The organism is Pseudomonas sp. LBUM1653, from assembly GCF_059716115.1.
Genome location: NZ_CP166803.1, coordinates 6,649,263 through 6,671,951, shown reverse-complemented (window position 1 = coordinate 6,671,951; position 22,689 = coordinate 6,649,263). Strand labels below are relative to the sequence as shown.

Genomic DNA, 22,689 nt, shown 5'->3' with positions numbered 1-22,689 from the left:
GGCTTCGAACAACAAGAACAACATTCGACGATGCACTTTGAGGACGACAAAAATGATTATTTACGGTGTGGCGCTGCTGGCGATCTGTACGCTGGCAGGGGTGATCATGGGTGACATGCTCGGCGTCTTGCTGGGCGTCAAATCCAACGTCGGCGGGGTCGGGATCGCAATGATCCTGTTGATCTGCGCGCGGTTGTGGATGCAAAAACGCGGTGGCATGACCAAAGATTGCGAAATGGGCGTCGGCTTCTGGGGTGCCATGTACATTCCCGTGGTGGTGGCGATGGCCGCGCAACAGAACGTGGTCACGGCCTTGCACGGCGGTCCGGTGGCGGTGCTGGCGGCGATCGGTTCGGTGGTGGTCTGCGGCTGCACCATTGCCTTGATCAGCCGGACCCACAAAGGCGAACCCTTGCCCGATGAACCGGCGGAAATCTCCCCCGTCGGCACACCCGTAGGAGGTCGCTGATATGTGGGATCTCATAGAGAAAGGCCTGGAACACAACGGCCTGGTCACGGCATTCGCCTTCGTCGGCGTGATCATGTGGGTGTCTGTGGTTCTCTCCAAACGCCTGACCTTCGGGCGCATCCATGGCTCGGCGATTGCCATCGTCATCGGCCTGGTCCTGGCCTGGGTCGGCGGTACCATGACCGGCGGGCAAAAAGGCCTGGCGGACCTGACACTGTTCTCCGGCATCGGCTTGATGGGCGGCGCCATGCTGCGGGACTTCGCCATTGTCGCCACGGCGTTCGAAGTGCAGGCCACCGAAGCCAGAAAGGCCGGGTTGATCGGCGTGATCGCGTTGCTGCTGGGCACGGTGCTGCCGTTCATTGTCGGTGCGTGCCTGGCCTGGGTGTTCGGTTATCGTGATGCGGTGAGCATGACCACGATTGGCGCGGGTGCGGTGACCTACATCGTCGGGCCGGTGACCGGTGCGGCGATTGGCGCGACCTCGGATGTGATGGCGCTGTCGATTGCCTCCGGGTTGATCAAGGCGATCCTGGTGATGGTCGGCACTCCGATGGCGGCGCGCTGGATGGGCCTGGATAACCCGCGTTCGGCGATGGTGTTTGGCGGCCTGGCCGGCACGGTCAGCGGTGTGACGGCGGGGCTGGCGGCGACGGATCGGCGGTTGGTGCCTTATGGCGCGTTGACCGCGACTTTCCATACCGGGCTTGGGTGCTTGCTGGGGCCTTCGTTGCTGTACTTCATCGTTCGCGGGATTGTGGGCTAACCGATCGTTCCCACGCTCTGCGTGGGAATGCCTCAAGGGACGCTCCGCGTTCCAGCTCTCGAATGGGACGCGGAGCGTCCCGGGCTGCATTCCCACGCAGAGCGTGGGAACGATCACTGGGTGGTGTGGCGATTGGCGTACATCCGACACTCCGCCAGCAGCGCCAGCAAATTCGGATCGCGCTCCTTGGCCTTCAAGAACACCACGCCAATGTGCTGTTGCAACCGATACTTCTCCTGCAACGGAATCAGCTTCACCCGGTTCTCGTACACCGCCGCAATCCTGCCCGGCAGTAACGCATATCCAACACCCGAGCTGACCATGCTCAGCAGGGTGAAGATGTCGTTGACCTGCATCGCCACCTTCGGCTCGAACCCCGCCTGCTCGAATACCCGTTTACCGTCCTGATGCGTGGCGAAGCCCTGGGTCAGGGTGATGAAGGTTTCGTCGCGGACCTCGGCCAGATCGACTTCGGTACGCTGGGCGAACCTGGAGTCGGCGGGAGTGGCGAGGAAAATATCGTCGGAAAACAGCTGGATCTGCTCGCAATCCGGATCGTTGACAGTGTCGTCCAGGGACACCAGGATCGCGTCGACTTCCATGTTCTTGAGCTTGTACAGCAGGTCGATGTTGGAGCCCAGGATCAGGTCGATATTGAGTTCGGTGCGGCGGATCTTCAGGCCCATGATCAACTGCGGCACGGTCTTCACCGTCAGTGAATACAGCGAGCCCAATTTGAAGCGTTCGGCGGAAAACCCGGCGGCTTCGCGGGTCAAGCGCACAGTTTCCACTACATCCTGAATCAGCTTCTGCGCCCGTTCTTCCAGGACGTAGGCGCTTTCCAGTGGCGTCAGGTTGCGCCCCTCGTGCTTGAACAACGGGCAGCGCAGGGCGCTTTCCAGGGAGTGGATCGCCCGATGTACGCTAACGTTACTGGTCTGCAATTCGGCGGCGGCACGGGCCAGATTGCCGGTGCGCATGAAAGCCAGGAACACCTCGAGTTTTTTCAGGGTCAACTCTTCATCGATCAGCATGGGGTGGACTCTTTTTGGAATAGCCTGATTGTGCACGTATGTGGGTTTGTGTAGGAGCGCGCCATATTGCGCTTTATCGATTTTCGAGGTGGGTAAGCGATGTATCACGGGGAAAGATTGAACGCCTGGACGCATTTGGTTGGGGCAGTGGCGGCGTTTGTCGGCGGTGTGTGGCTGATCGTGGTCGCCAGCCTCGACGGCAGTCCATGGAAGATCGTCAGCACGGCAATCTACGCCTTTACCTTGCTGGTGCTGTACAGCGCATCGACCGTGTACCACAGCGTGCGCGGACGCAAGAAAGTGATCATGCAGAAGGTTGATCACTTCTCGATCTACCTGTTGATCGCCGGCAGCTACACGCCGTTCTGCCTGGTGACCCTGCGCGGGCCGTGGGGCTGGACGTTGTTCGGGATTGTCTGGGGGCTGGCGCTGATCGGCATACTGCAGGAAATCAAGCCGAGGTCGGAAGCGCGGATCCTGTCGATCGTGATCTACGCGGTAATGGGCTGGATCGTGCTGGTGGCGGTCAAGCCGTTACTGGCGGCACTGGGCGGCGCCGGGTTTGCCTGGCTGGCATCGGGCGGGGTGTTGTACACCGTGGGTATTGTCTTTTTTGCCATGGACCATCGTCTGCGGCATGCCCACGGGATCTGGCATTTGTTTGTGATTGCCGGGAGTTTGCTGCATTTTGTGGCGATTCTTTTTTACGTCCTGTAAATCGCGTCATGGGTAATCCCACAGGTTTTTTATTCGCAGTCAGGGGAAGGACGGGATCAGGCGATCGAGTTGTGCCTGGGCCCGGCGGCTGAAAATCTGCAACAGGTCGTTCAAGGTGTGGGGCGGCGGTTCGGCGGCGCGGGTCACTGCGTACAAGGTGATGGGCAACGGCGGTGCCAACGGGCGAATCGTCGTCGTGGCGGGGGACGCGCCGAGGGCGGTGAAGGGGTCGATCACCGCCAGCCCGGCACCGGATTCCACCATCGCCCGGGCCAGTGAGTAAGTCTGCACGGCGATGCGCACCCGGGGCGCAGGTTCGACCGCTTCGAGGTAGCTGTCCAGCCGGGCCGCCAATGGGTCGGCACTGGACAGGCCAATCAAGGGTGCATCGGCCAGGGCCATCAGCGGCAGCGGCTGGCCGACGTCCTCATCCGGCCAATAACCCTTCGGCGCCAATGCCACCAGCACCCCTGAAGCCAGGGCCTGAGCCTTCAATCCAGGATGATCAGGTCGTTGCAGGGTCAGGGCGACATCCACTTCGCGCATCAGCAGGTTCTGCACCAGTTCGCGGCTATGGGCGCTGGACAGTTCGCAGGCGATGTCCGGGTAGCGCCCGGTCCACTCATGAATGGCCGGCGGCAGCAGCGACAGGGCCAACGCCGGTGTGGCGCCGATGCGCAGGCTGTGGCCCGGCTCGCGGCGCAGGCTCTGGGCCAGGCGTCGCACGCCTTGCAGGCTTTCGCTGACCTTGTCGACCTCGCGCTCCAGCTCCAGCGCTTCCGGCGTCGCCTGTAACTTGCCGCGTATGCGCAAGAACAACGGGAACCCCAACTGCTGCTCGGCATGTTGCAGCACCTTGGTCACCGCCGGTTGGGACACGTGCAGCAATTGCGCGGCCGCGCTGATCGAACCGGTCTGGCGGATGGCCTGGAAAATTTCGATGTGGCGAAGACGCATGGCGAGTCCATAACCTTTGTTTATGGGTTAGGCATCTTTATTCATTGTCCGCCGCCTGTCACCTGGCTCTAACCTCGGTTTGGTCTTCACAACGGTTTTAGGACGAACATGGCTCAGCGTGTATGCATCATCGGTGGCGGCGTGATTGGCCTGGCAACGGCCTATGCGCTGGTGCGCGACGGCTTCGAGGTGACGGTGGTCGAAGCCCGGGACGCGCTGGGTAGCGAAACCAGTTTTGCCAATGGCGGCCAGCTTTCCTACCGCTATGTCGCGCCGCTGGCCGATGCCGGTGTGCCGTTGCAGGCGATCGGCTGGATGCTGCGCGGCGATTCGCCCTTGAAGCTGCGCCCGCGACTGGACCCGGTGCAGTGGCGCTGGATGGCCTCATTCCTCGCTGCCTGTCGCAGCTCCGTCAACCGTGAAAACGCAGCGCATCTGTTGCGTCTGGCGCTGTTCAGCCAGGACACGATGAAGAATTGGCGTGAGGTCGATGGCCTGGCCGGCTTCAACTGGCGACGCAACGGCAAACTGGTGACCTTCCGCAACGTCGGCAGCTTCGAGCATGCGCGCAAAAGCCTGGCCGATCCGCAACGGCAGCAGGTGCTGACGGCTGCTGAGTGTGCGGATATTGAACCGGCGCTGGTCGATGCACCCTTTGTCGGCGCGATCTATACGCCGGACGAAGAGGTCGGTGATTGCCACGGTTTCTGTCAGCTACTGGCCGCGCAGCTGAAAGCGTCTGGCCGTTGCGAATTTCGCCTCGGTCAGGCGGTGACTGGAATCCGCCACAGTAACGGCGCGGTCAGCGCCATCGAACTGGGTGACGAAGTGCGGCCGGTCGAACACCTGGTGATCGCCGCCGGCCACCGCAGTCCGCTGCTGGCGTTGCCCGGCCTGCGCCTGCCGCTTTATCCGCTGAAAGGTTATAGCTTGACGGTGCCAATCGGCGCCGGCCACCGGGCGCCCGATGTGAGCATCACCGACTACGACCGCAAGATCGTCTACGCCCGCATCGGCGAGCAATTGCGGGTGGCGGCAATGGTCGACATCGTCGGTTTCGACCCTTCTGTCGATCCCGAGCGTCTGGCCCTGATCAAGCGTCAGGCCCGCGACACCTTCGCCAATGCCGGCGACTACGAGGCCGCCGTGGAGTGGGCCGGCATGCGTCCGGCGACGCCCAGTGGTGTGCCGTTGCTGGGTGCCACGGCGTATCGCAATCTGTGGCTCAATCTCGGCCATGGCGCGTTGGGTTTCACCCTGGCGTGCGGTAGCGGGCGGTTGCTCAGCGAGCTGATCGGCCAGCGCCAACCTTCCATCGACCTGCACGGCTTCAATCATCGGGCCGCGTGAATTCCATTTTGAAGAGGACACTGCAATGACCATTACCCGACTGCACAGCAACCCGCGCCTGTCTGGCGCCGTGACCTTTGGCGATCTGGTGTTGCTCTCCGGCCAGGTGCCAGGCGATGCCCTGGATGCCGGCGGCCAGACCCGCGAAGTGCTGGCGAAGATCGACGCCTTGCTGGCCGAGGCCGGCAGTGACAAGGATCATCTGCTCAGCGCGACCATTTACCTGAAAAACATCACCGAAGATTTTGCCGCGATGAACGAGGTCTGGTCGGCCTGGCTATCGCCGGGACAGGCACCGAGCCGCACCACGGTGCAGGCTGAACTGGCGCGACCGCAGATACGGGTAGAAATCACCGTCACCGCCGCTCGAATCTGAAAACACCACCCACAACGGAGAATAACAATGCAAAAAATCACGTTGCTCGGCTGCACGCTAGGTCTGTTGCTCGGCAGTCAGGTCCAGGCCAATGAAGCACCGCTGACTGGCACTCTGAGTAAAATCGCCAGTGCCAAGACCATCACCCTGGGCTATCGCGATGCGTCGGTACCGTTCTCTTATGTGGGCGATCACACCGGCAAACCGATGGGTTATTCGGTGGATCTGGCGAGCAAGATTGTCGAGCGCATCCAGCAGCAACTGGCACTGCCGGATCTCAAGGTGAATTACAACCTTGTGACCTCGCAAACCCGCATTCCGCTGGTGCAGAACGGCACCGTGGATCTGGAGTGCGGCTCCACCGGCGTGACCGCAGAGCGGCAGAAGCAGGTGGCGTTCTCCTACGGATTTATCTATGTCAAAGGCCAGTTGCTCACTGCCAGGGACAGTGGCATCAAAAGCTTCGCCGACCTGCGCGGCAAGAACGTGGTGACAACTGCAGGCACCACCAACGAGCGCTTTCTGAAGAGCTACAACGTCGACAACAAAATCGATATGTTCGTGATCAGTGCCAAGGACCACGGCGAAGCTTTCCAGATGCTGCAATCGGGTCGCGCCGCAGCGTTTTACATGGACGACGCGCTGCTCTACGGCGAGCGCGCCAAGGCCCATGATCCGCACAAGTGGGTGGTGGTCGGGGAGGAGCAGTCGCGGGAAATCTACAGCTGCATGGTGCGCAAGGACGACCCGCAATTCCTGGCGCTGGTGAACGGTGTGTTGGGCGATCTATATAGCTCGGGCGAGATCAACGGTATCTACCAGCGCTGGTTCGAACAGCCGATTCCGCCGAAAGGTTTGAATCTTGAATTCCCGATGACCAGCGAGCTCAAGGCGATCATTGCCAAACCGGTGAGTGATCCGGTGCAGTAAGGATCCAGCGATCATCCTTTGGACAGTGTCGTGGCCATTCGCGAGCAGGCTCGCTCCCACATTGGAATGCGTTCCTGTGGGAGCGAACCTGCTCGCGAAGAGGCCCTAGAAGTCGCCCCAAAGTTGTTGGGCCACCGAGAGTGCGACCACCGGCGCGGTTTCGGTGCGCAGCACTCGCGGGCCGAGGCGGGCGGCGTGAAAACCACCGGCCTTGGCCTGCTCGACTTCGGCGTCCGACAACCCACCTTCCGGGCCGATCAGGAAGGCCAGGGTCGAAGGTTTGGCATGACTGATCAATGGCTCGGCCACCGGGTGCAGTACCAGTTTCAATTCAGCTTCGGTCTGTTTCAGCCAGTCGGCCAACAGCATCGGTGGATGAATCACCGGCACCCTTGAACGCCCGCATTGTTCGCACGCGCTGATCGCCACCTGGCGCCAGTGCAGCAGGCGCTTGTCGGCTCGCTCGTCCTTGAGCCGCACTTCGCAGCGGTCACTGAAGATCGGCGTGATTTCCGTGACACCCAATTCAGTCGCTTTCTGGATCGCCCAGTCCATGCGCTCGCCACGGGACAAGCCTTGGCCGAGGTGGATCTGCAACGGCGATTCCACCTGGCCGGCGAACTGTTCATTGATCTGTACCACTACGCGTTTTTTGCCGACTTCCACCAGCGTGCCGCGAAATTCATGGCCGGAACCGTCGAACAGTTGCAACGCATCGCCCTCGGCCATGCGCAGCACGCGGCCGATGTAATGGGCCTGGGCTTCGGGCAACTCGTGCTCGCCGGTGCTCAGGGGGGCGTCGATAAAGAAGCGGGACAGTCTCATGCTGGGTCTCTGTAGTTGGATCGTTCCCACGCTCTGCGTGGGAATGCCTCATCGGACGCTCTGCGTCCGCTTTTGGGACGCGGAGCGTCCCGGGCTGCATTCCCACGCAGAGCGTGGGAACGAGAAGACGAACTCTAGCCCGGATCACGGAATCCCGGATGAAAGTCCTTCGGCACCGCCACGCTGACGCTTTCGCGGGTGGCAATGTCGATCCCTTCACTGGCGACTTCGGCGAGGAAGTCGATCTGCTCCGGGGTGATCACGTACGGCGGCAGGAAATACACCACGCTGCCCAACGGCCGCAGCAAGGCACCGCGCTCCAGTGCATGCTGGAACACCTTCATGCCGCGGCGTTCCTGCCATGGATAAGCCTCTTTGCTCGCCTTGTCCTTGACCATCTCGATGGCCAGCACCATGCCGGTCTGGCGCACTTCGCTGACGTTCGGATGATCGACCAGGTGCGCAGTGGAGGAGGCCATGCGCTGCGCCAGGGCCTTGTTGTTCTCGATGACGTTGTCTTCTTCGAAGATATCCAGCGTCGCCAGGGCTGCCGCGCACGCCAGCGGGTTGCCGGTGTAGCTGTGGGAATGCAGGAAGGCGCGCAGGGTCGGGTAATCGTCGTAGAAGGCGCTGTAGACCTCGTCGGTGGTCAGGCACGCCGCCAGCGGCAGGTAGCCGCCGGTCAGGGCCTTGGACAGGCAGAGGAAGTCCGGCCGGATGCCGGCCTGTTCGCAGGCGAACATCGTCCCGGTGCGGCCGAAGCCAACGGCGATTTCGTCGTGGATCAGGTGCACGCCATAGCGGTCGCAGGCTTCGCGCAGCAGCTTGAGGTACACCGGGTGGTACATGCGCATGCCGCCGGCGCCCTGGATCAGCGGCTCGACAATCACTGCGGCGACGGTGTCATGGTTCTCGGCCAGGGTCTGTTCCATGGCGGCGAACATGTTGCGCGAGTGTTCTTCCCAGCTCATGCCTTCCGGGCGCAGGTAGCAATCGGGGCTCGGCACCTTGATGGTGTCGAGCAGTAGCGCCTTGTAGGTTTCGGTGAACAGCGGCACGTCACCCACCGACATAGCCGCCATGGTTTCGCCGTGGTAGCTGTTGGTCAGGGTGACGAAGCGCTTCTTGTTCGACTGGCCGCGGTTGAGCCAGTAGTGAAAACTCATTTTCAGCGCGACTTCGATGCAGGACGAACCGTTATCGGCGTAGAAACACCGGGTCAGGCCTTCGGGCGTCATCTTCACCAGGCGCTCGGACAACTCGATCACCGGCTGATGGCTGAAACCGGCGAGGATCACGTGTTCCAGCTGATCGACCTGGTCCTTGATGCGCTGGTTGATGCGCGGGTTGGCATGACCGAACACGTTCACCCACCACGAGCTCACCGCGTCGAGGTAGCGTTTGCCTTCGAAATCTTCCAGCCACACGCCTTCACCGCGCTTGATCGGGATCAGCGGCAGTTGTTCGTGATCTTTCATCTGGGTGCAGGGATGCCACAACACCGCGAGATCGCGTTGCATCCACTGATTATTCAGGCCCATGTTCAGTCTCCTCGAGGCGTTCCGTGACACGCGCGGACATACAATCGCGCAAGCCTATGCAATGCGTGCCCCGGGAACAACCCATTGTGTCGAATGAGCTACTTTGTATAGGGCGGTAGACGTTGCTGGCGGGCGTCTGACGGCTGACGTATCCTTCGCGGTTCTGGAGCCGCCTGGCTCGCAAAATCGCTATTTTTTCCTGTATTTCCGGAGTTCGCTGAATGTCTGTCGGTTGGCTGCGCGCCTGTGCGCTGGTGATGTTGGGGCTGTTCAGCGTGTCTGCGCTGGCCAAGGATAAAACCGCGATCGTGATCGGCGGCGGGGTCGCGGGCCTCACGGCTGCTTATGAGCTGCAGAACAAAGGCTGGCAGGTCACGCTGCTGGAAGCCAAGCCGAGCCTGGGCGGCCGTTCCGGCATGGCCACCAGCGAGTGGATCGGCAACGACAAGACCCAGCCGGTCCTGAACAAGTACGTCTCGACGTTCAACCTGAGCACCACACCAGCGCCCGAATTCGTGCGGACCCCGAGCTACCTGATCGACGGCGTGTATTACACCGCTGCCGATCTGGCCACCAAGGATCCAACCACTGCCGAAGCGCTCAAGCGCTACGAAAAGACCGTGGATGACCTGGCGCGCTCGATCGAAGACCCGCAGAACCCGTCGGCCAACAACACGCTGCACGCGCTGGACCAGATCAACGTGTCCAACTGGCTTGATCGCTTGAGCCTGCCGGCCACTGCCCGTCAGCTGGTGAACCAGCAGATTCGTACCCGTTATGACGAACCTTCGCGTATCTCGCTGCTGTACTTCGCCCAGCAGAGCCGGGTTTACCGTGGCGTTTCCGACCGTGACCTGCGCGCTTCGCGCCTGGTCGGTGGCAGCCCGGTGCTGGCCCAGGCTTTCGTCAAACAGCTGAAAACCATCAAGACCAGTTCTCCGGTCTCGGCCATCATCCAGGACAAGGACGGCGTCACCGTCAAGGTCGGCAGCGTTGGCTACCAGGCTGACTACGTCGTACTGGCCGTGCCATTGCGTGCCCTGAGCAAGATCCAGATGACCCCGGCGCTGGACGCCCAGCACCTGGCCGCGATCAAGGGCACCAACTACGGCTGGCGCGACCAGATCATGTTGAAGTTCAAGACGCCGGTGTGGGAAAGCAAGGCGCGCATGTCCGGTGAGATCTACAGCAACACCGGCCTGGGCATGTTGTGGGTCGAGCCGGCGCTGAAGGGTGGCGCTAACGTGGTGATCAACCTGTCCGGCGATAACTCACGGGTGATGCAGGCGTTCGGCGACAAGCAGATGGTCGATCAGGTGCTGATCCGCCTGCACGCATTTTATCCACAGGCGCGCGGCTCGTTTACCGGTTATGAAATCCGTCGCTACAGCACCGACCCTTCGATGGGCGGCGCTTACCTGGCGTTCGGCCCAGGTCAGATCAGCAAGTTCTGGCGCCTGTGGGAACGTCCGATTCAGCGCGTAGCTTTTGCCGGCGAACACACCGACACCTTGTACCCGGGTACTCTGGAAGGTGCATTGCGTACTGGTCAGCGTGCGGCCAGTCAGGTTGAAGACCTGGCGGCGGGCAAGTCGTTTGAACCGACGAAGGCCGCTCCAGTAGCCGCCGCAGCGGCAGCCGGCGCGGTGGCGGCGAAGAAGGGTAACTTCTTCAGCAACCTGTTCGGCGGCTCGGATGACGAGAAGAAGCCGGAACCGGTCAAGGCGCCAGAGCCAGTCGCACCGGCTCCTGCAGCAGCCCCGGCTCCAACGCCGGCACCAGCACCGGTCGAGGCAGCGAAGCCTGTTGCTCCGGTGAAGGCTGAGCCAGCCAAGAAAGCGCCAGCCAAAGCTCCGGCGAAAAAACCGGCAGCCAAGACCGAGGCAAAAAAAGCCCCGACCAAGGCCCCGGCAAAAAAGGCTGAACCGACGAAGAAACCAGTGGCGACCACTGTTACCAAGGCCCAGTAACGTTCGGGCGTAAAAAAGCGTGGCCCTAGGGCCGCGCTTTTTTTTCATCTATCAATCCACGATCCCGGTCCTACACGCCTCAGCGATTTATCAGATGCGTCCCACAAAACAACCGGAAACGCATGATAGGTAACGCCTGAACTGGATATCTATGCTCTTCGAAAAGCTGGAGGGCGTATGAAAGCACTAGTGGCGTTAATGATATTGATAACACTGAGTAGTTGTGAAAATGGCCATTGGTTTCCTAAAGGACCGGGACATCAGCTGGCCTACAGATGTCAGATTAATCCCTACGATCCTGATTGCCTGGATCCGCCTCCAGTCTTCAAAAGCTACTAGGAGTCGCCCAGGTCATTGATCGTGGCCAGGGAGGACCTATTGAGAAATTCCATTCAGGCTTAAAAAAGCGCGGCTCAGGGGACGCGCTTTTTTTCGCCCGGAGAAAAATCGGAGCAGAAAATCGAATAAACCTTTTGATACAGGTGTTCTCTGGTTTGTATTCACTTTTTTTCACAATTTCGACTTTAATCTTTCCTTAACCCGCGTGATTCAGACTCTTGATCGCATTTCTCGATATTTCAAAGCGAAATTTTCGGCTTTAATTCGATAGATAAATCGATAGTCTTGGGCCAGCACTTACAGGATCTAGGCAATGCAGCTACGAAATTCCAATTCCCGTTACGGCTGGGTCAGCATTTTCATGCACTGGGGTGTGGCGCTGGCGGTCTTCGGTCTGTTCGCGTTGGGGCTGTGGATGGTCGGACTCGACTACTACAGCACCTGGCGCAAAGACGCGCCGGACCTGCACAAGAGCATTGGCCTGGTATTGCTGGGTGTGATGGTGCTGCGGGTGTTGTGGCGATTCATCAGTCCGCCGCCACCGAGCCTGTCCAGCTACAGCCGCATGACGCGCCTTGGCGCCCATTTCGGCCATGGCTTTCTGTATCTCAGTCTGTTCGCTGTGATGATTGCCGGTTATCTGATTTCCACCGCAGAAGGTGTCGGTATCCCGGTGTTCGGCTTGTTTGAAGTGCCTGCGCTGGTGTCCGGACTACCGGACCAGGCAGATACCGCCGGTGTGATTCACCTCTGGCTGGCGTGGGTGCTGGTAATTTTTTCCGGCCTCCATGCGTTGGCAGCATTGAAGCACCACTTTATCGACCGTGATGTGACCCTCAAGCGAATGCTGGGTCGCAAAGCCTGAAATTCAACCTCGACTCAAAGGAAAACAAAGTATGTTGAAAAAGACTCTGGCCGCTCTGGCAATCGGTTCCGCCCTGTTGTCCGCCGGTAGCGTCATGGCTGCTGATTACGTCGTCGACAAAGAAGGCCAGCACGCCTTCGTTGATTTCAAGATCAGCCACCTGGGCTACAGCTTCATCACCGGTACTTTCAAGGACATCGACGGCAAGTTCAGCTTTGACGCTGCCAAGCCTGAAGACAGCAAGATCGAATTCAACGTGAACACCGCCAGCGTGTTTACCAACAACGCCGAGCGCGACAAGCACATCTCCAGCAAAGACTTCCTGAACGGGAGCAAAGCCACGTTTGTTTCCACCAGCGTCAAACCCACCGGCAAAAACGCTGCTGGCAAGGACACTGCTGACGTGGCTGGCGACCTGACTATCCTCGGTGTGACCAAGCCAATCGTGGTCAAAGCCACTTTCCTGGGTGAAGGCAAGGATCCATGGGGCGGCTACCGTGCAGGCTTCGAGGGTACCTTCAGCCTTAAGCGTTCCGATTTCGGCAAGCAGAAAGACCTCGGTCCTTCGTCCGATGCAGTTGAAATGTACGTAACCTTTGAAGGTGTCAAAGCGAAATAATTTTCGCGCCTGACAAAAAAACGCCCGCTGCTCTCACGAGCGCGGGCGTTTTTTATTGCCGACAAATTATCAACAAACACCGCTGAACCCCTGTAGGAGCGAGCATGCTCGCGATGGACGTCAACGATGACGCGGGGATCCTGGATACAAGCAGTGCATTTGAGCTCATCGTCGGAACGCCGCCCGGAGCATGCTCGCTCCTACAGGGGAAAAAGCCCCAAAAAAAATGCCCCGGACCTTTCGGCGCGGGGCATTTTTTATTGCAGCGATAACTTAGCGATTGCGCGTCAGCAACGCCGGTTTTTCACCACGTGGACGGCTTGGCAGTTGATCCAGTTGCTCAGGTGTCGGGAAGCGATCGGCCTTCGACTCCTTGTGCATGATCTTCGGCGCGGGACCACGCGGGTTCTGCACGGCGGGTTCCGAACGCGGTTGCTCGTCACGGGCCGGGCGGCGGGTGCGTGAGTCTTCGCGACGGGCCTGGCCATCACGTGGTGCGCCGCTGCGTGGACCGCTGCGCTTGGCTGGCGGGGTGCCGGTGCTGGCGCCATCGCTGCTGCGCGGACCGTTCTGACGACCACCCTGTGGCTTGCCACCGCGCGGAGCGCCTGCGCCTGCGCCTGCAGCTGTGCCTTGTGCCGGAGCACCCGGACGACGGCCGCGGCCTTGGGCAGGTTTCTGCTGGGGAACGTAGTCGACGCGATTACCGAAGTTATCGACATCGTCGTCCAGGAACTCGTCCGGAGCACGATCAGCCGCGGCACGCGGCGCCTGGCTTGGCTGACGCTGTTCGCGGGCCGGGGTGCCTTCGCGGGGCTTTTGCTGACGGGCTGGACGCTCACTGCGCTCAGCCGCCGGTTTTTCCTTGCCCTTGTCCTTGCCTTTGTCCTTGCGACCGCCACCACCACCGCCGCCATTTGGACCATCACCGCGCGGGCCACGTGGATTGCGCGGATTGCGCATGTCCGGACGCTCGCGGGCTTCGGGTTTCTCGGCTTCCACGGCGCTGGCATCGAAGCCCATCAGGTCGCCGTCGGCGATTTTCTGCCTGGTCATGCGTTCGATGCTTTTCAGCAGTTTTTCTTCGTCCGGGGCCACCAGCGAGATCGCCTCGCCCGAACGACCGGCACGGCCAGTACGGCCGATCCGGTGCACGTAGTCTTCATCGACGTTAGGCAGTTCGAAGTTGACCACGTGTGGCAACTGGTCGATGTCCAGGCCGCGAGCGGCGATGTCGGTGGCAACCAGGATGCGCACGGTACCGGCCTTGAAGTCGGCCAGGGCTTTGGTGCGAGCGTTCTGGCTCTTGTTGCCGTGGATCGCGACGGCGCTCAGGCCGTGTTTGTCCAGGTACTCGGCCAGGCGGTTGGCGCCGTGCTTGGTGCGGGTGAACACCAGAACCTGTTCCCAGGCACCGGCGGTGATCAGGTGCGCCAGCAGCGAACGTTTGTGGCTGGCCGGCAGGCGGAATACGCGCTGTTCGATGCGCTCGACCGTGGTGTTCGGCGGCGTGACTTCGATGCGTTCCGGGTTGTGCAGCAGCTTGCCGGCGAGGTCGGTGATGTCCTTGGAGAAGGTCGCCGAGAACAACAGGTTCTGGCGCTTGGCCGGCAGACGGGCCAGGACTTTCTTCACGTCATGGACGAAGCCCATGTCGAGCATGCGGTCGGCTTCGTCCAGCACGAGGATTTCCACGTGGGACAGGTCGACGCTGCCTTGGCCGGCGAGGTCGAGCAAGCGGCCAGGGCAGGCCACCAGCACGTCTACGCCACGGGACATGGCCTGGACCTGCGGGTTCATGCCGACGCCACCGAAGATGCAGGCGCTGACGAACTTCAGGTCACGGGCATAGACCTTGAAGCTTTCGTGCACCTGGGCCGCGAGTTCGCGAGTAGGGGTCAGGACCAATACGCGCGGTTGGCGCGGGCCGTGACGCTGGGATTTGTCCGGGTGACCGTTGGGGAACAACCGCTCCAGGATCGGAAGGGCGAAACCGCCGGTTTTACCAGTACCTGTCTGTGCCGCGACCATCAGGTCGCGACCTTGCAACACGGCGGGAATGGCCCGCTGTTGCACCGGAGTAGGCTCGGTATAGCCCGCTGCCTCGATGGCGCGGACTAAAGCCTCGGAGAGACCGAGGGAAGCAAAGGACATGAGTAATCCTGTTTTAAGTTAGGGCTTGGCCCAATGGGAGTCTTGCCTGGCGCGAATGGCGTTTATGAGGAACGCAATCCCGTCCGGTCCTGCTTCGGTCACGAAGGCTCGTCTGGAGCGCTCGCGCGGGCTGAAAAGCTGCGCTGTAGCGGGGTCGAGATGCCTTGAACGGTTCCGAGCGTCCGGGCGTGAGCCTGGCGGGAAGGCCGGAGTATAACAGAGCAATCACTGCGCGCCGCTTTCCTGCTGCTCAACGGTTTTTTCCGTGTTGGCCGTGGTCCGTGCGGCGTTAGCAGGATTGGCCGGGGCGGCACCATATCGCGCGCTGAGCTCGGAGTAGGCCGGTTCGCGCTTGAAGCGTTTGAGTTCAGCGCCGAAGCGCTGCACCAGCAAGTCCATGCCGGCATTGCGTCGCACGGCCAGAAACTGGCTCTGCTGACTGATGACTGTGGGGTTTTCGGTGATCTGGTTGCGGATATTCAGTTCGTCGAGCAAGTGCTGGCCCACCCTGCGGTCAGTGATCAGCAGGTCGATCCGCCCGCGCACCAGTTTGCCGAAGTTCGCTTCATGGCTCGGTGCCGGTTCCCGGGTGAACAGGGTCGAGTCCCTGAAGTCCTGGCTATACAGGTAGCCAGGAGAGATGCCGATGGTCAGGCCGCGCAGTTCGTCGAGGGTGCGAAACGGATGGGGCCTGGCGTTGGCGTAGAACATCACGAACTGGACTTCCGATAGCGGTTCGCTGGGGTAGAGCAGGGTCGCATCGCGCTCAGTGCTATGGAAAATGTCCAGCGCGCCATCGGCCTGACCTGTTTCAAGCATCGACAGGCAACGTTTCCATGGCAGGAATTGCCATTCCACTTCGATGCCCAGGCGCTTGAAGACGATGGCGGTGGTTTCGTAGTCCAGCCCCAGTGCCTTGCCGTTTTCCTCGTACACGTAGGGTGCCCAGGGTTCGGTAACAATGCGCAACTTCTCGCCCCTAGCGGCAAAGCTAAGGCAAGTAAAAACAAGCAGGGCGATGAACTGCGTGATCAAAGGCATGGGCTTGAGATTACGACGAGAAACGCGAAAGAGCCAGAAACGGGAACGAGAAGCTCTATCTCCGTGTGTTGCATCACACTAAAAACGCGTTGAATGCAAAAGATCGCAGCCTGCGGCAGCTCCTACATTGGAATGTGTATTCCCTGTAGGAGCTGCCGCAGGCTGCGATCTTTTGATCTTGCTTTGTTTAACGCGGCAGCTTCAGGTTGTTCCACACCGCCAGGCTCGCTTCAGCCTGGTTCAGCGTGTAGAAGTGCAGCCCTGGCGCGCCGCCCTGCAGCAGGCGTTCGCACATCTCGGTGATGACTTGCTCACCGAAACGCTGAATGCTCTGGGTGTCGTCACCGTAGGCTTCCAGTTGCTTGCGGATCCAGCGCGGGATTTCCGCACCGCAGGCATCGGAGAAGCGTGCCAGCTTGCTGTAGTTGGTGATCGGCATGATCCCCGGCACGATCGGGATGTTCACGCCCTTGGCCCGCACACGCTCGACGAAGTAGAAGTAGCTGTCGGCGTTGAAGAAGTACTGGGTGATCGCACTGTCGGCGCCAGCGTTGGCTTTGCGCACGAAGTTGTTGAGATCGTCTTCGAAGTTGCGTGCCTGCGGATGCATTTCCGGGTAGGCAGCGACTTCGATGTGGAAATGATCGCCAGTTTCTTCACGGATGAATTCAACCAGGTCGTTGGCGTGGCGCATCTCACCGCTGGCCATGCCCATGCCCGAAGGCAGGTCACCGCGCAAAGCGACGATGCGCTGGATACCGGCGGCCTTGTACTGACTCAGCAGGCCGCGCAGGTCCGCCTTGCTGTCGCCGACGCACGACAGGTGCGGTGCGGCCGGGATTTTTACTTCGCTCTCGAGCTGCAACACGGTGTTGAGCGTGCGATCACGGGTCGAACCACCCGCACCGTAGGTGCAGGAGAAGAAATCGGGGTTGTACGTGGCCAGCTGACGGGCAGTGGCGAGCAGCTTTTCATGCCCAGCGTCGGTCTTGGTAGGGAAGAACTCGAAGCTGTAGCGACGATCTTGGGACATGGTCATATCCTTGGAAACACGTAAGCCTGTGGAGCCGGTATGTCCGCTACACCGCCAATCGCTGGCAAGCCAGCTCCTACAGAGTTTGTGTCGTACCGTTAATTTGCGTACGAGCGCTCACCTGTAGGAGCCGGCTTGCTGGCGATGCAGACGACGCGGTGCACAAGGCGCACCGCGGTCGTGAGCAAACCTGCGGCGAATCAGTAGCGGTAAGCGTGCGGCTTGAACGGACCTTCAACGGTCACGCCGATGTAGTCGGCCTGGGTCTTGGTCAGTTGAGTCACGACGCCGCCGAAGCCACGGACCATTTCCAGGGCCACTTCTTCGTCGAGCTTCTTCGGCAGTACTTCAACGGTCAGGCGCTCGGCTTTCTGGGCTGGCGACAGGTCGGCGTACTTCTGGCCGAACAGGAAGATCTGCGCCAGCACCTGGTTGGCGAACGAACCGTCCATGATGCGGCTCGGGTGGCCAGTGGCGTTGCCCAGGTTAACCAGGCGGCCTTCGGCCAGCAGGATCAGGTAGTCATCGTTCTGCGGGTCGAAATCGCCAGCGCCGGTGCGGTGGATCTTGTGAACCTGCGGCTTCACTTCTTCCCATGCCCAGTTCTTGCGCATGAAAGCGGTGTCGATTTCGTTGTCGAAGTGGCCGATGTTGCAGACAACAGCGCGCTTCTTCAGGGCTTTGAGCATGTTCGCATCGCAAACATTGACGTTACCGGTGGTGGTCACGATCAGGTCGATCTTGCCCAGCAGGGCCTTGTCGATGCTGTCTTCGGTACCGGTGTTGATACCGTCGATGAACGGCGAAACCAGTTCGAAACCGTCCATGCAGGCTTGCATGGCGCAGATCGGGTCGACTTCGGAGACTTTAACGATCATGCCTTCCTGACGCAGGGACTGGGCCGAGCCCTTGCCCACGTCACCGTAACCGATGACCAGCGCTTGCTTGCCGGACAGCAGGTGGTCGGTACCGCGCTTGATCGCATCGTTCAGGCTGTGACGGCAGCCGTACTTGTTGTCGTTCTTGCTCTTGGTCACCGAGTCGTTGACGTTGATGGCCGGGATTTTCAGCTCGCCCTTGGCCAGCATGTCCAGCAGGCGGTGCACGCCAGTGGTGGTTTCTTCGGTGACGCCGTGGACGCGGTCCAGGATCGCCGGGTATTTCTTGTGCAGCAGCTCGGTCAGGTCGCCGCCGTCGTCGAGGATCATGTTGGCATCCCAAGGCGCGCCATCTTTCAGGATGGTTTGCTCCAGGCACCACTCGTACTCTTGCTCGGTTTCGCCTTTCCAGGCGTAAACCGCGATGCCGGCAGCGGCGATAGCAGCAGCGGCCTGGTCTTGAGTCGAGAAAATGTTGCAGGACGACCAGCGTACTTCGGCACCCAGGGCAACCAGGGTTTCGATCAGCACGGCGGTCTGAATGGTCATGTGGATGCAGCCGAGGATCTTCGCGCCCTTGAGCGGTTGCTCTTCGGAGTACTTGCGGCGCAGACCCATCAGGGCCGGCATTTCGGATTCGGCGATGATGGTTTCGCGACGGCCCCAGGCAGCCAGGGACATGTCGGCGACTTTGTAATCGTTAAAATCTGCAGGCGTGATAACAGCGCTCATGAAGAGCCTCCATTCGTAATGTATGCGAATGGGCGCCGTTGTGCGTTTAGTGTCTGGCCGGTAACGGCCAAGCAACGCCCCATCCGAGCCTGACAGGTCTAGCCTGCTGCAGCGCCCCTCGGACAGGTGGCGGGAAAACGGTAACAAGTGAAGATTACCGTTTTGAAACGGGGGCGATTATAGCGGGCTATGCTGATCTTCCAAAGGGTTTCTGTTGGTCAATGTCCGAACGGTAATCGAGACCATAGTCGATGCTCAATAGAGCTCTGGCCCGGGGTCTGCCAAGATAGCGCCCATCATTCGGCAAGACGCTCAGGAGTGAACATGAATTTCCACACCCGCAAATGGGTTAAGCCCGAAGACCTCAACCCCAATGGGACGCTGTTCGGCGGCAGCCTGCTGCGTTGGCTCGACGAAGAAGCGGCGATCTATGCCATCGTCCAGCTGGGCAACCAACGCGTGGTCACCAAGTACATTTCCGAAATCAACTTCGTCAGCGCCTCGCGCCAGGGCGACATCATCGAGCTGGGTATCACCGCCACCGAGTTCGGTCGCACCTCGATCACCCTCCAGTGCGAAGTGCGCAACAAGATCACCCGCAAAAGCATCCTGACGGTGGAGAAGATTGTTTTCGTCAACCTGGGTGAAGACGGATTGCCTGCGCCACACGGGCGGACCGAGATCAAGTACGTCAAGGACCAGTTCAAGGATGAGGGCGACGTCGAATAATTTGAGGATGACGAACGGAATCTGAACCGCGCGGGTCGTAACTACATCGCACCCCAGCGGTTCAGGAGTTTCATGGACACTAAAAAAGATGGCAAGACCCCCGACCTCTCGGCAAAAGAGCAGCATGAGGTCGAAAAAAACCAGCCGCCCCGCGCGGCGGTCCTGCACGAAATCATCCGCACCCAGGGCGATCAGGAACTGGAGCGCACGGTTGCCGCACTGTGGTGGTCGGCGTTGGCCGCCGGCCTGACCATGGGGCTTTCGCTGATGGGCATGGGCTTGCTCAATTCCCGCCTGCCGGACGGCGAAGGTTTCAAGGTGATTGCCAGTTTCGGCTACTGCGCCGGTTTCCTCGCGGTGATTCTTGCCCGCCAGCAACTCTTCACCGAAAACACCCTGACCGCCGTGCTGCCGATCATGAGCAAACCCACGCTCGGCAACTTCGGCCGATTGCTGCGGCTGTGGTCGGTTGTGCTGGTGGGCAACCTCTGCGGCACCCTGCTGGTGGCTTACGTCATGCTGGAGCTGCCGATTTTCGACAGCAAGACCGACGTGGCCTTTCTCGACATCGGCCGCAAGGTCATGGAAAACGACGCCAGCCAGATGTTCGCCAAGGGCATCATCTCGGGCTGGATGATCGCCACCATGGTCTGGATGATCCCGTCCATGGAGAGCGCCAAGATGTGGATCATCATCCTCATCACCTACCTCATGGCGCTGGGGGATTTCACGCACATCGTGGTCGGCTCGCTTGAGGTCGGTTATTTGGTGTTTGCCGGCGAGCTGCCGTGGAAGGATTTCTGGCTGGTGTTCGCAGGTCCCACGCTGGTGGGGAACATCATTGGTGGCAGCTTTATCTTCGCGTTGATCAGCCATGCGCAGATTCGCAGCGAGAGCGGGCCGCCTAAAGATAAAAGCGACGAGGCTGAGTCGATATCTGAGGAGCGCTAGGCAACGGGCCGGGCGAGGTCTCAGTGCTCGTCCGGCCTTTACGGTCCAGTGCAGGTATCAGTCAGATGTCTCGGATGCCATTTGCGAGATTGCCTCGGTCAAAACCACAGACTTCGGCCCCGTAGTTTCAGCATGCAGACGTTTGACGGCTTGAAGCAGCTCCCGGTAGTCAGGGGCGCTTCGATGGTTGAGCTTCATCGCCAGCCACGCGGTTTTTCCTGGTGTATCGCCAAGTTGATCCAAATGATGCATCGCTTCATGCATCTCTCTTGAGAGTTCCAGTCTGTCCCTCGATGTGGAAAAGGCATCAATCACGGCCTGCTTCAAATCGTCCAAGGCATGTTGAGCTTGCTGCCGGAAGGCGATGACTGCTTCGCAGGCTTGATCGTTCTTCAGCTCCAGCATAGCTGCTTCGAACATTTGGTCATCGAGGGCCAGGAGTGCTCCACCCATAGAGTTGAAGGTGTATGTTTCACTGGGTTCATGGCCGGAGAAGGCGAGACCTCTGGCGTTACCGCCGGTGTGCACCAAGCGCTCGATTAGGGGACGTTTGAGGTGTATTTCGACTACGCCGTTTTCATAGCGGCGGATCGACAACTCTCGATCGGTCAATGACCGCACCAGCGTTTCAGGTTGGCCCTGACCGATTTGCGTCGACCCGGTCATGAAATCACTCCAATCATTGTCAATCGGACCTGCGGCGTTGTCCGCGCTGGTCGATGGGTGCGGTGAGAACGTTGAGGTATGTGTGGGGTTGCTCATGAGTGCCTTTTCCTTTGAGGGCTGTTCGTAAGCTGCACTTTAGGAGAGAGGTTGGTGCTCGGGAGCACGATGCATTAACTTGGAACACATGCCTCAAGTCGATTGGCAAAACCCCTAGGCGTGACGCGAAAGGCTCTGCCACGGTGCTTTCAGATGGGCGTCAGGATGTCGGTCCAGGGGCCTGAAGAAACGTCATACAACGTGCGTCCAGATTGCCTTGACGTTGGCGCCCCGTTTTCTGACCGGCTTTCAGGGAGCCGGATGCCTTATGGCCTGCCGGGTCAGTCGGCCGCATCCAATACAGCTGCACCGCGCCGTTGCAGGTAAATGAAAAACAGCGCGGTCAATACTGTCAGGCTGCTGACCAGTGCGCCGGTCCATGACAAGTCCGCCAGGTCTGCACCGCTGGCGACCACCAGCCCGCCAATCCAGGCACCTGCTGCGTTACCGAGATTGAATGCACTCTGGTTCAGCGTTGAACCAAGGTTGGGCGCTTCATGGGCCTGATCGATGATCAGCAGTTGCAGGATCGGGCACAGGGCGAAGGCGAAAATGCCCCACAACACCAGGGTAATCGCCGCAGGAATCACCGAGTGGCTGGTCTGGCTGAACGCGGCCAAAACCACCGCCACGGCCAGCGCCATACCGACCAGTGAAGGCAGCAAGCGGCTGTCAGCCAATCGCCCGCCGAGCATGCTGCCCGCCGTCAAACCTACGCCGAACAACAACAGCATGATGGTCACGCCATGGGGGCTGACACCGGTGATGTCCTGCAGGATCGGCGCGATGTAGGTGAATACGCTGAACAGGCTAGTCGAGGCCAGTACGCTCATGCCCAGTGCCAGCAGCACGTTGGCCTTGCCCAGCACTTTGAACTCACTCGCCAGGTTGGCTTTATCCATCGCGATGTTTTTCGGCAGCCAGACCCATTGCGCAATGGCAGCGATCACGCCGATCACCGACACCGCCCAGAACGTCGAGCGCCAGCCGGCGTACTGCCCCAGCGCGGTGCCCAATGGCACCCCAAGTACGTTGGCCAAGGTCAGGCCGGTGAACATCATGGCAATTGCCTGGGCCCGTTTGTTCGGCGCCACCAGGCCGGCTGCAACCACCGAGCCGATGCCGAAGAACGCGCCGTGGCACAGCGCAGTGACCACCCGCGCGGCCATCAGTGTGGCGTAGTTCGGCGCCAGCGCGCAGAGCATGTTGCCGAGGATGAACATCAGCGTCATGCCCAGCAACGTGGCTTTGCGCGGCATGTTGGCGGTGCCGACCGCGAGGATCGGCGCACCGAACACCACGCCCAGGGCGTAGCCGGTGATCAGCAATCCGGCGTGGGGAATGCTCACCGCGAGGTCGCGGGCGACGTCGGGCAGCAAGCCCATGATGACGAATTCAGTGGTGCCGATGCCGAACGCGGCAACAGCAAGGGCAAGCAAAGCGAGTGGCATGCGCAAGGTCTCTGTCGGTAGTCTTGACGCTGTGATCAGGCATACGCATGCCAAAGACCGATCTCGATGAGAGCGGGCAAGGGCATTGTTATTGGAATTAGTCTGTGCGCAACTGAGTGCGGCGTGGTCGGTTGCAGTATAAACAGCTGCTGACATATGGCGAATCAATTCTCTGCCTGAACTCTGTAGGAGCGAGCGGT

General features: G+C 60.3%; 21 protein-coding genes and 1 riboswitch. Of the genes, 11 read left to right on the top strand and 10 right to left on the bottom strand.

The genetic code is table 11. The annotated features are described in order from the left end of the window. Nucleotides 1–52 precede the first annotated feature (52 nt). Together madL and madM are read left to right on the top strand one after the other, a co-directional pair. The gene (madL, locus tag ACA054_RS30190; RefSeq protein ID WP_008063455.1) at nucleotides 53–469 is read left to right on the top strand and encodes a malonate transporter subunit MadL; all 417 of its coding nucleotides are present in this window, start codon (nucleotides 53–55) and stop codon (nucleotides 467–469) included. 1 nt (nucleotide 470) lies between these two features. After that, nucleotides 471–1,235: a malonate transporter subunit MadM gene (gene madM / locus ACA054_RS30185; protein WP_497687393.1), complete on the top strand. Its 765-nt coding sequence runs from the start codon at nucleotides 471–473 to the stop codon at nucleotides 1,233–1,235. A 113-nt stretch (nucleotides 1,236–1,348) separates the two neighbouring features. Here madM and ACA054_RS30180 read toward each other — a convergent pair whose 3' ends face one another. Continuing rightward, entirely contained in the window at nucleotides 1,349–2,269 is a 921-nt protein-coding gene (locus ACA054_RS30180; protein WP_497687392.1) for a LysR family transcriptional regulator, read from the bottom strand. Between the two features lie 99 nt (nucleotides 2,270–2,368). On the opposite strand from ACA054_RS30180, the gene trhA reads away from it, so the two are divergent. Next, nucleotides 2,369–2,986 (top strand): PAQR family membrane homeostasis protein TrhA, encoded by a 618-nt coding sequence (gene trhA / locus ACA054_RS30175; RefSeq protein ID WP_497687391.1) that lies wholly within the window; start codon nucleotides 2,369–2,371, stop codon nucleotides 2,984–2,986. A 39-nt stretch (nucleotides 2,987–3,025) separates the two neighbouring features. On the opposite strand, the gene ACA054_RS30170 is transcribed toward trhA, so the two are convergent. Then, entirely contained in the window at nucleotides 3,026–3,943 is a 918-nt protein-coding gene (locus ACA054_RS30170; RefSeq protein WP_497687390.1) for a LysR family transcriptional regulator, read from the bottom strand. 108 nt (nucleotides 3,944–4,051) lie between these two features. On the opposite strand from ACA054_RS30170, the gene ACA054_RS30165 reads away from it, so the two are divergent. Genes ACA054_RS30165 through ACA054_RS30155 form a run of 3 tightly spaced genes read left to right on the top strand, consistent with a single transcriptional unit; the run spans nucleotide 4,052 to nucleotide 6,599 of the window. Beyond that, nucleotides 4,052–5,293, top strand: coding sequence for a D-amino acid dehydrogenase (locus tag ACA054_RS30165; protein WP_497687389.1), 1,242 nt, complete (start codon nucleotides 4,052–4,054; stop codon nucleotides 5,291–5,293). 25 nt (nucleotides 5,294–5,318) lie between these two features. Further along, nucleotides 5,319–5,669 carry a RidA family protein gene (locus ACA054_RS30160; protein WP_497687388.1) on the top strand — a complete coding sequence of 117 codons (351 nt, stop codon included), beginning with the start codon at nucleotides 5,319–5,321 and terminating at the stop codon, nucleotides 5,667–5,669. Between the two features lie 27 nt (nucleotides 5,670–5,696). Next, entirely contained in the window at nucleotides 5,697–6,599 is a 903-nt protein-coding gene (locus ACA054_RS30155) for a transporter substrate-binding domain-containing protein (RefSeq protein WP_497687387.1), read from the top strand. A gap of 105 nt (nucleotides 6,600–6,704) precedes the next feature. On the opposite strand, the gene ACA054_RS30150 is transcribed toward ACA054_RS30155, so the two are convergent. Both ACA054_RS30150 and ACA054_RS30145 read right to left on the bottom strand, forming a co-directional pair. Next, nucleotides 6,705–7,424 carry a 16S rRNA (uracil(1498)-N(3))-methyltransferase gene (locus ACA054_RS30150; protein ID WP_497687386.1) on the bottom strand — a complete coding sequence of 240 codons (720 nt, stop codon included), beginning with the start codon at nucleotides 7,422–7,424 and terminating at the stop codon, nucleotides 6,705–6,707. Between the two features lie 134 nt (nucleotides 7,425–7,558). After that, on the bottom strand, nucleotides 7,559–8,965 hold the full coding sequence (locus ACA054_RS30145) for an adenosylmethionine--8-amino-7-oxononanoate transaminase (protein WP_497687385.1): 1,407 nt from the start codon (nucleotides 8,963–8,965) through the stop codon (nucleotides 7,559–7,561). Between the two features lie 221 nt (nucleotides 8,966–9,186). Between ACA054_RS30145 and ACA054_RS30140 the strand changes: the two genes are divergently transcribed. The 3 genes from ACA054_RS30140 (at nucleotide 9,187) to ACA054_RS30130 (ending at nucleotide 12,758) form a co-directional block, all read left to right on the top strand. Further along, entirely contained in the window at nucleotides 9,187–10,935 is a 1,749-nt protein-coding gene (locus ACA054_RS30140) for a flavin monoamine oxidase family protein (RefSeq protein ID WP_497687384.1), read from the top strand. A gap of 652 nt (nucleotides 10,936–11,587) precedes the next feature. Continuing rightward, a complete protein-coding gene (locus ACA054_RS30135) occupies nucleotides 11,588–12,139 on the top strand; it encodes a cytochrome b (protein WP_497687383.1) in 552 nt (183 codons plus the stop codon). Between the two features lie 31 nt (nucleotides 12,140–12,170). Continuing rightward, a complete protein-coding gene (locus ACA054_RS30130) occupies nucleotides 12,171–12,758 on the top strand; it encodes a YceI family protein (protein ID WP_046818303.1) in 588 nt (195 codons plus the stop codon). A gap of 273 nt (nucleotides 12,759–13,031) precedes the next feature. Here the strand turns inward: ACA054_RS30130 and rhlE2 are convergent, their stop codons facing one another. From rhlE2 to ahcY, 4 genes are all read right to left on the bottom strand, one after another. Beyond that, a complete protein-coding gene (gene rhlE2 / locus ACA054_RS30125; protein WP_497687382.1) occupies nucleotides 13,032–14,912 on the bottom strand; it encodes an RNA helicase RhlE2 in 1,881 nt (626 codons plus the stop codon). Between the two features lie 225 nt (nucleotides 14,913–15,137). Continuing rightward, complete coding sequence (locus tag ACA054_RS30120) at nucleotides 15,138–15,953, bottom strand: substrate-binding periplasmic protein (protein ID WP_497687381.1); 816 nt, start codon at nucleotides 15,951–15,953, stop codon at nucleotides 15,138–15,140. Nucleotides 15,954–16,140: 187 nt separating this feature from the next. Next, nucleotides 16,141–16,986: a methylenetetrahydrofolate reductase [NAD(P)H] gene (metF, locus tag ACA054_RS30115; RefSeq protein ID WP_497636956.1), complete on the bottom strand. Its 846-nt coding sequence runs from the start codon at nucleotides 16,984–16,986 to the stop codon at nucleotides 16,141–16,143. A gap of 200 nt (nucleotides 16,987–17,186) precedes the next feature. Further along, the gene (gene ahcY / locus ACA054_RS30110; RefSeq protein ID WP_497687380.1) at nucleotides 17,187–18,596 is read right to left on the bottom strand and encodes an adenosylhomocysteinase; all 1,410 of its coding nucleotides are present in this window, start codon (nucleotides 18,594–18,596) and stop codon (nucleotides 17,187–17,189) included. A gap of 23 nt (nucleotides 18,597–18,619) precedes the next feature. Next, nucleotides 18,620–18,722: riboswitch (S-adenosyl-L-homocysteine riboswitch) on the bottom strand. 198 nt (nucleotides 18,723–18,920) lie between these two features. On the opposite strand from ahcY, the gene ACA054_RS30105 reads away from it, so the two are divergent. Together ACA054_RS30105 and ACA054_RS30100 are read left to right on the top strand one after the other, a co-directional pair. Beyond that, nucleotides 18,921–19,325 carry an acyl-CoA thioesterase gene (locus ACA054_RS30105; protein ID WP_497687379.1) on the top strand — a complete coding sequence of 135 codons (405 nt, stop codon included), beginning with the start codon at nucleotides 18,921–18,923 and terminating at the stop codon, nucleotides 19,323–19,325. 72 nt (nucleotides 19,326–19,397) lie between these two features. Further along, nucleotides 19,398–20,276 (top strand): formate/nitrite transporter family protein, encoded by an 879-nt coding sequence (locus tag ACA054_RS30100; RefSeq protein ID WP_497687378.1) that lies wholly within the window; start codon nucleotides 19,398–19,400, stop codon nucleotides 20,274–20,276. 57 nt (nucleotides 20,277–20,333) lie between these two features. On the opposite strand, the gene ACA054_RS30095 is transcribed toward ACA054_RS30100, so the two are convergent. Together ACA054_RS30095 and ACA054_RS30090 are read right to left on the bottom strand one after the other, a co-directional pair. Next, complete coding sequence (locus ACA054_RS30095; RefSeq protein ID WP_497687377.1) at nucleotides 20,334–21,038, bottom strand: hypothetical protein; 705 nt, start codon at nucleotides 21,036–21,038, stop codon at nucleotides 20,334–20,336. A gap of 281 nt (nucleotides 21,039–21,319) precedes the next feature. Continuing rightward, nucleotides 21,320–22,489 carry an MFS transporter gene (locus tag ACA054_RS30090; protein WP_497687376.1) on the bottom strand — a complete coding sequence of 390 codons (1,170 nt, stop codon included), beginning with the start codon at nucleotides 22,487–22,489 and terminating at the stop codon, nucleotides 21,320–21,322. Nucleotides 22,490–22,689: the final 200 nt, after the last annotated feature.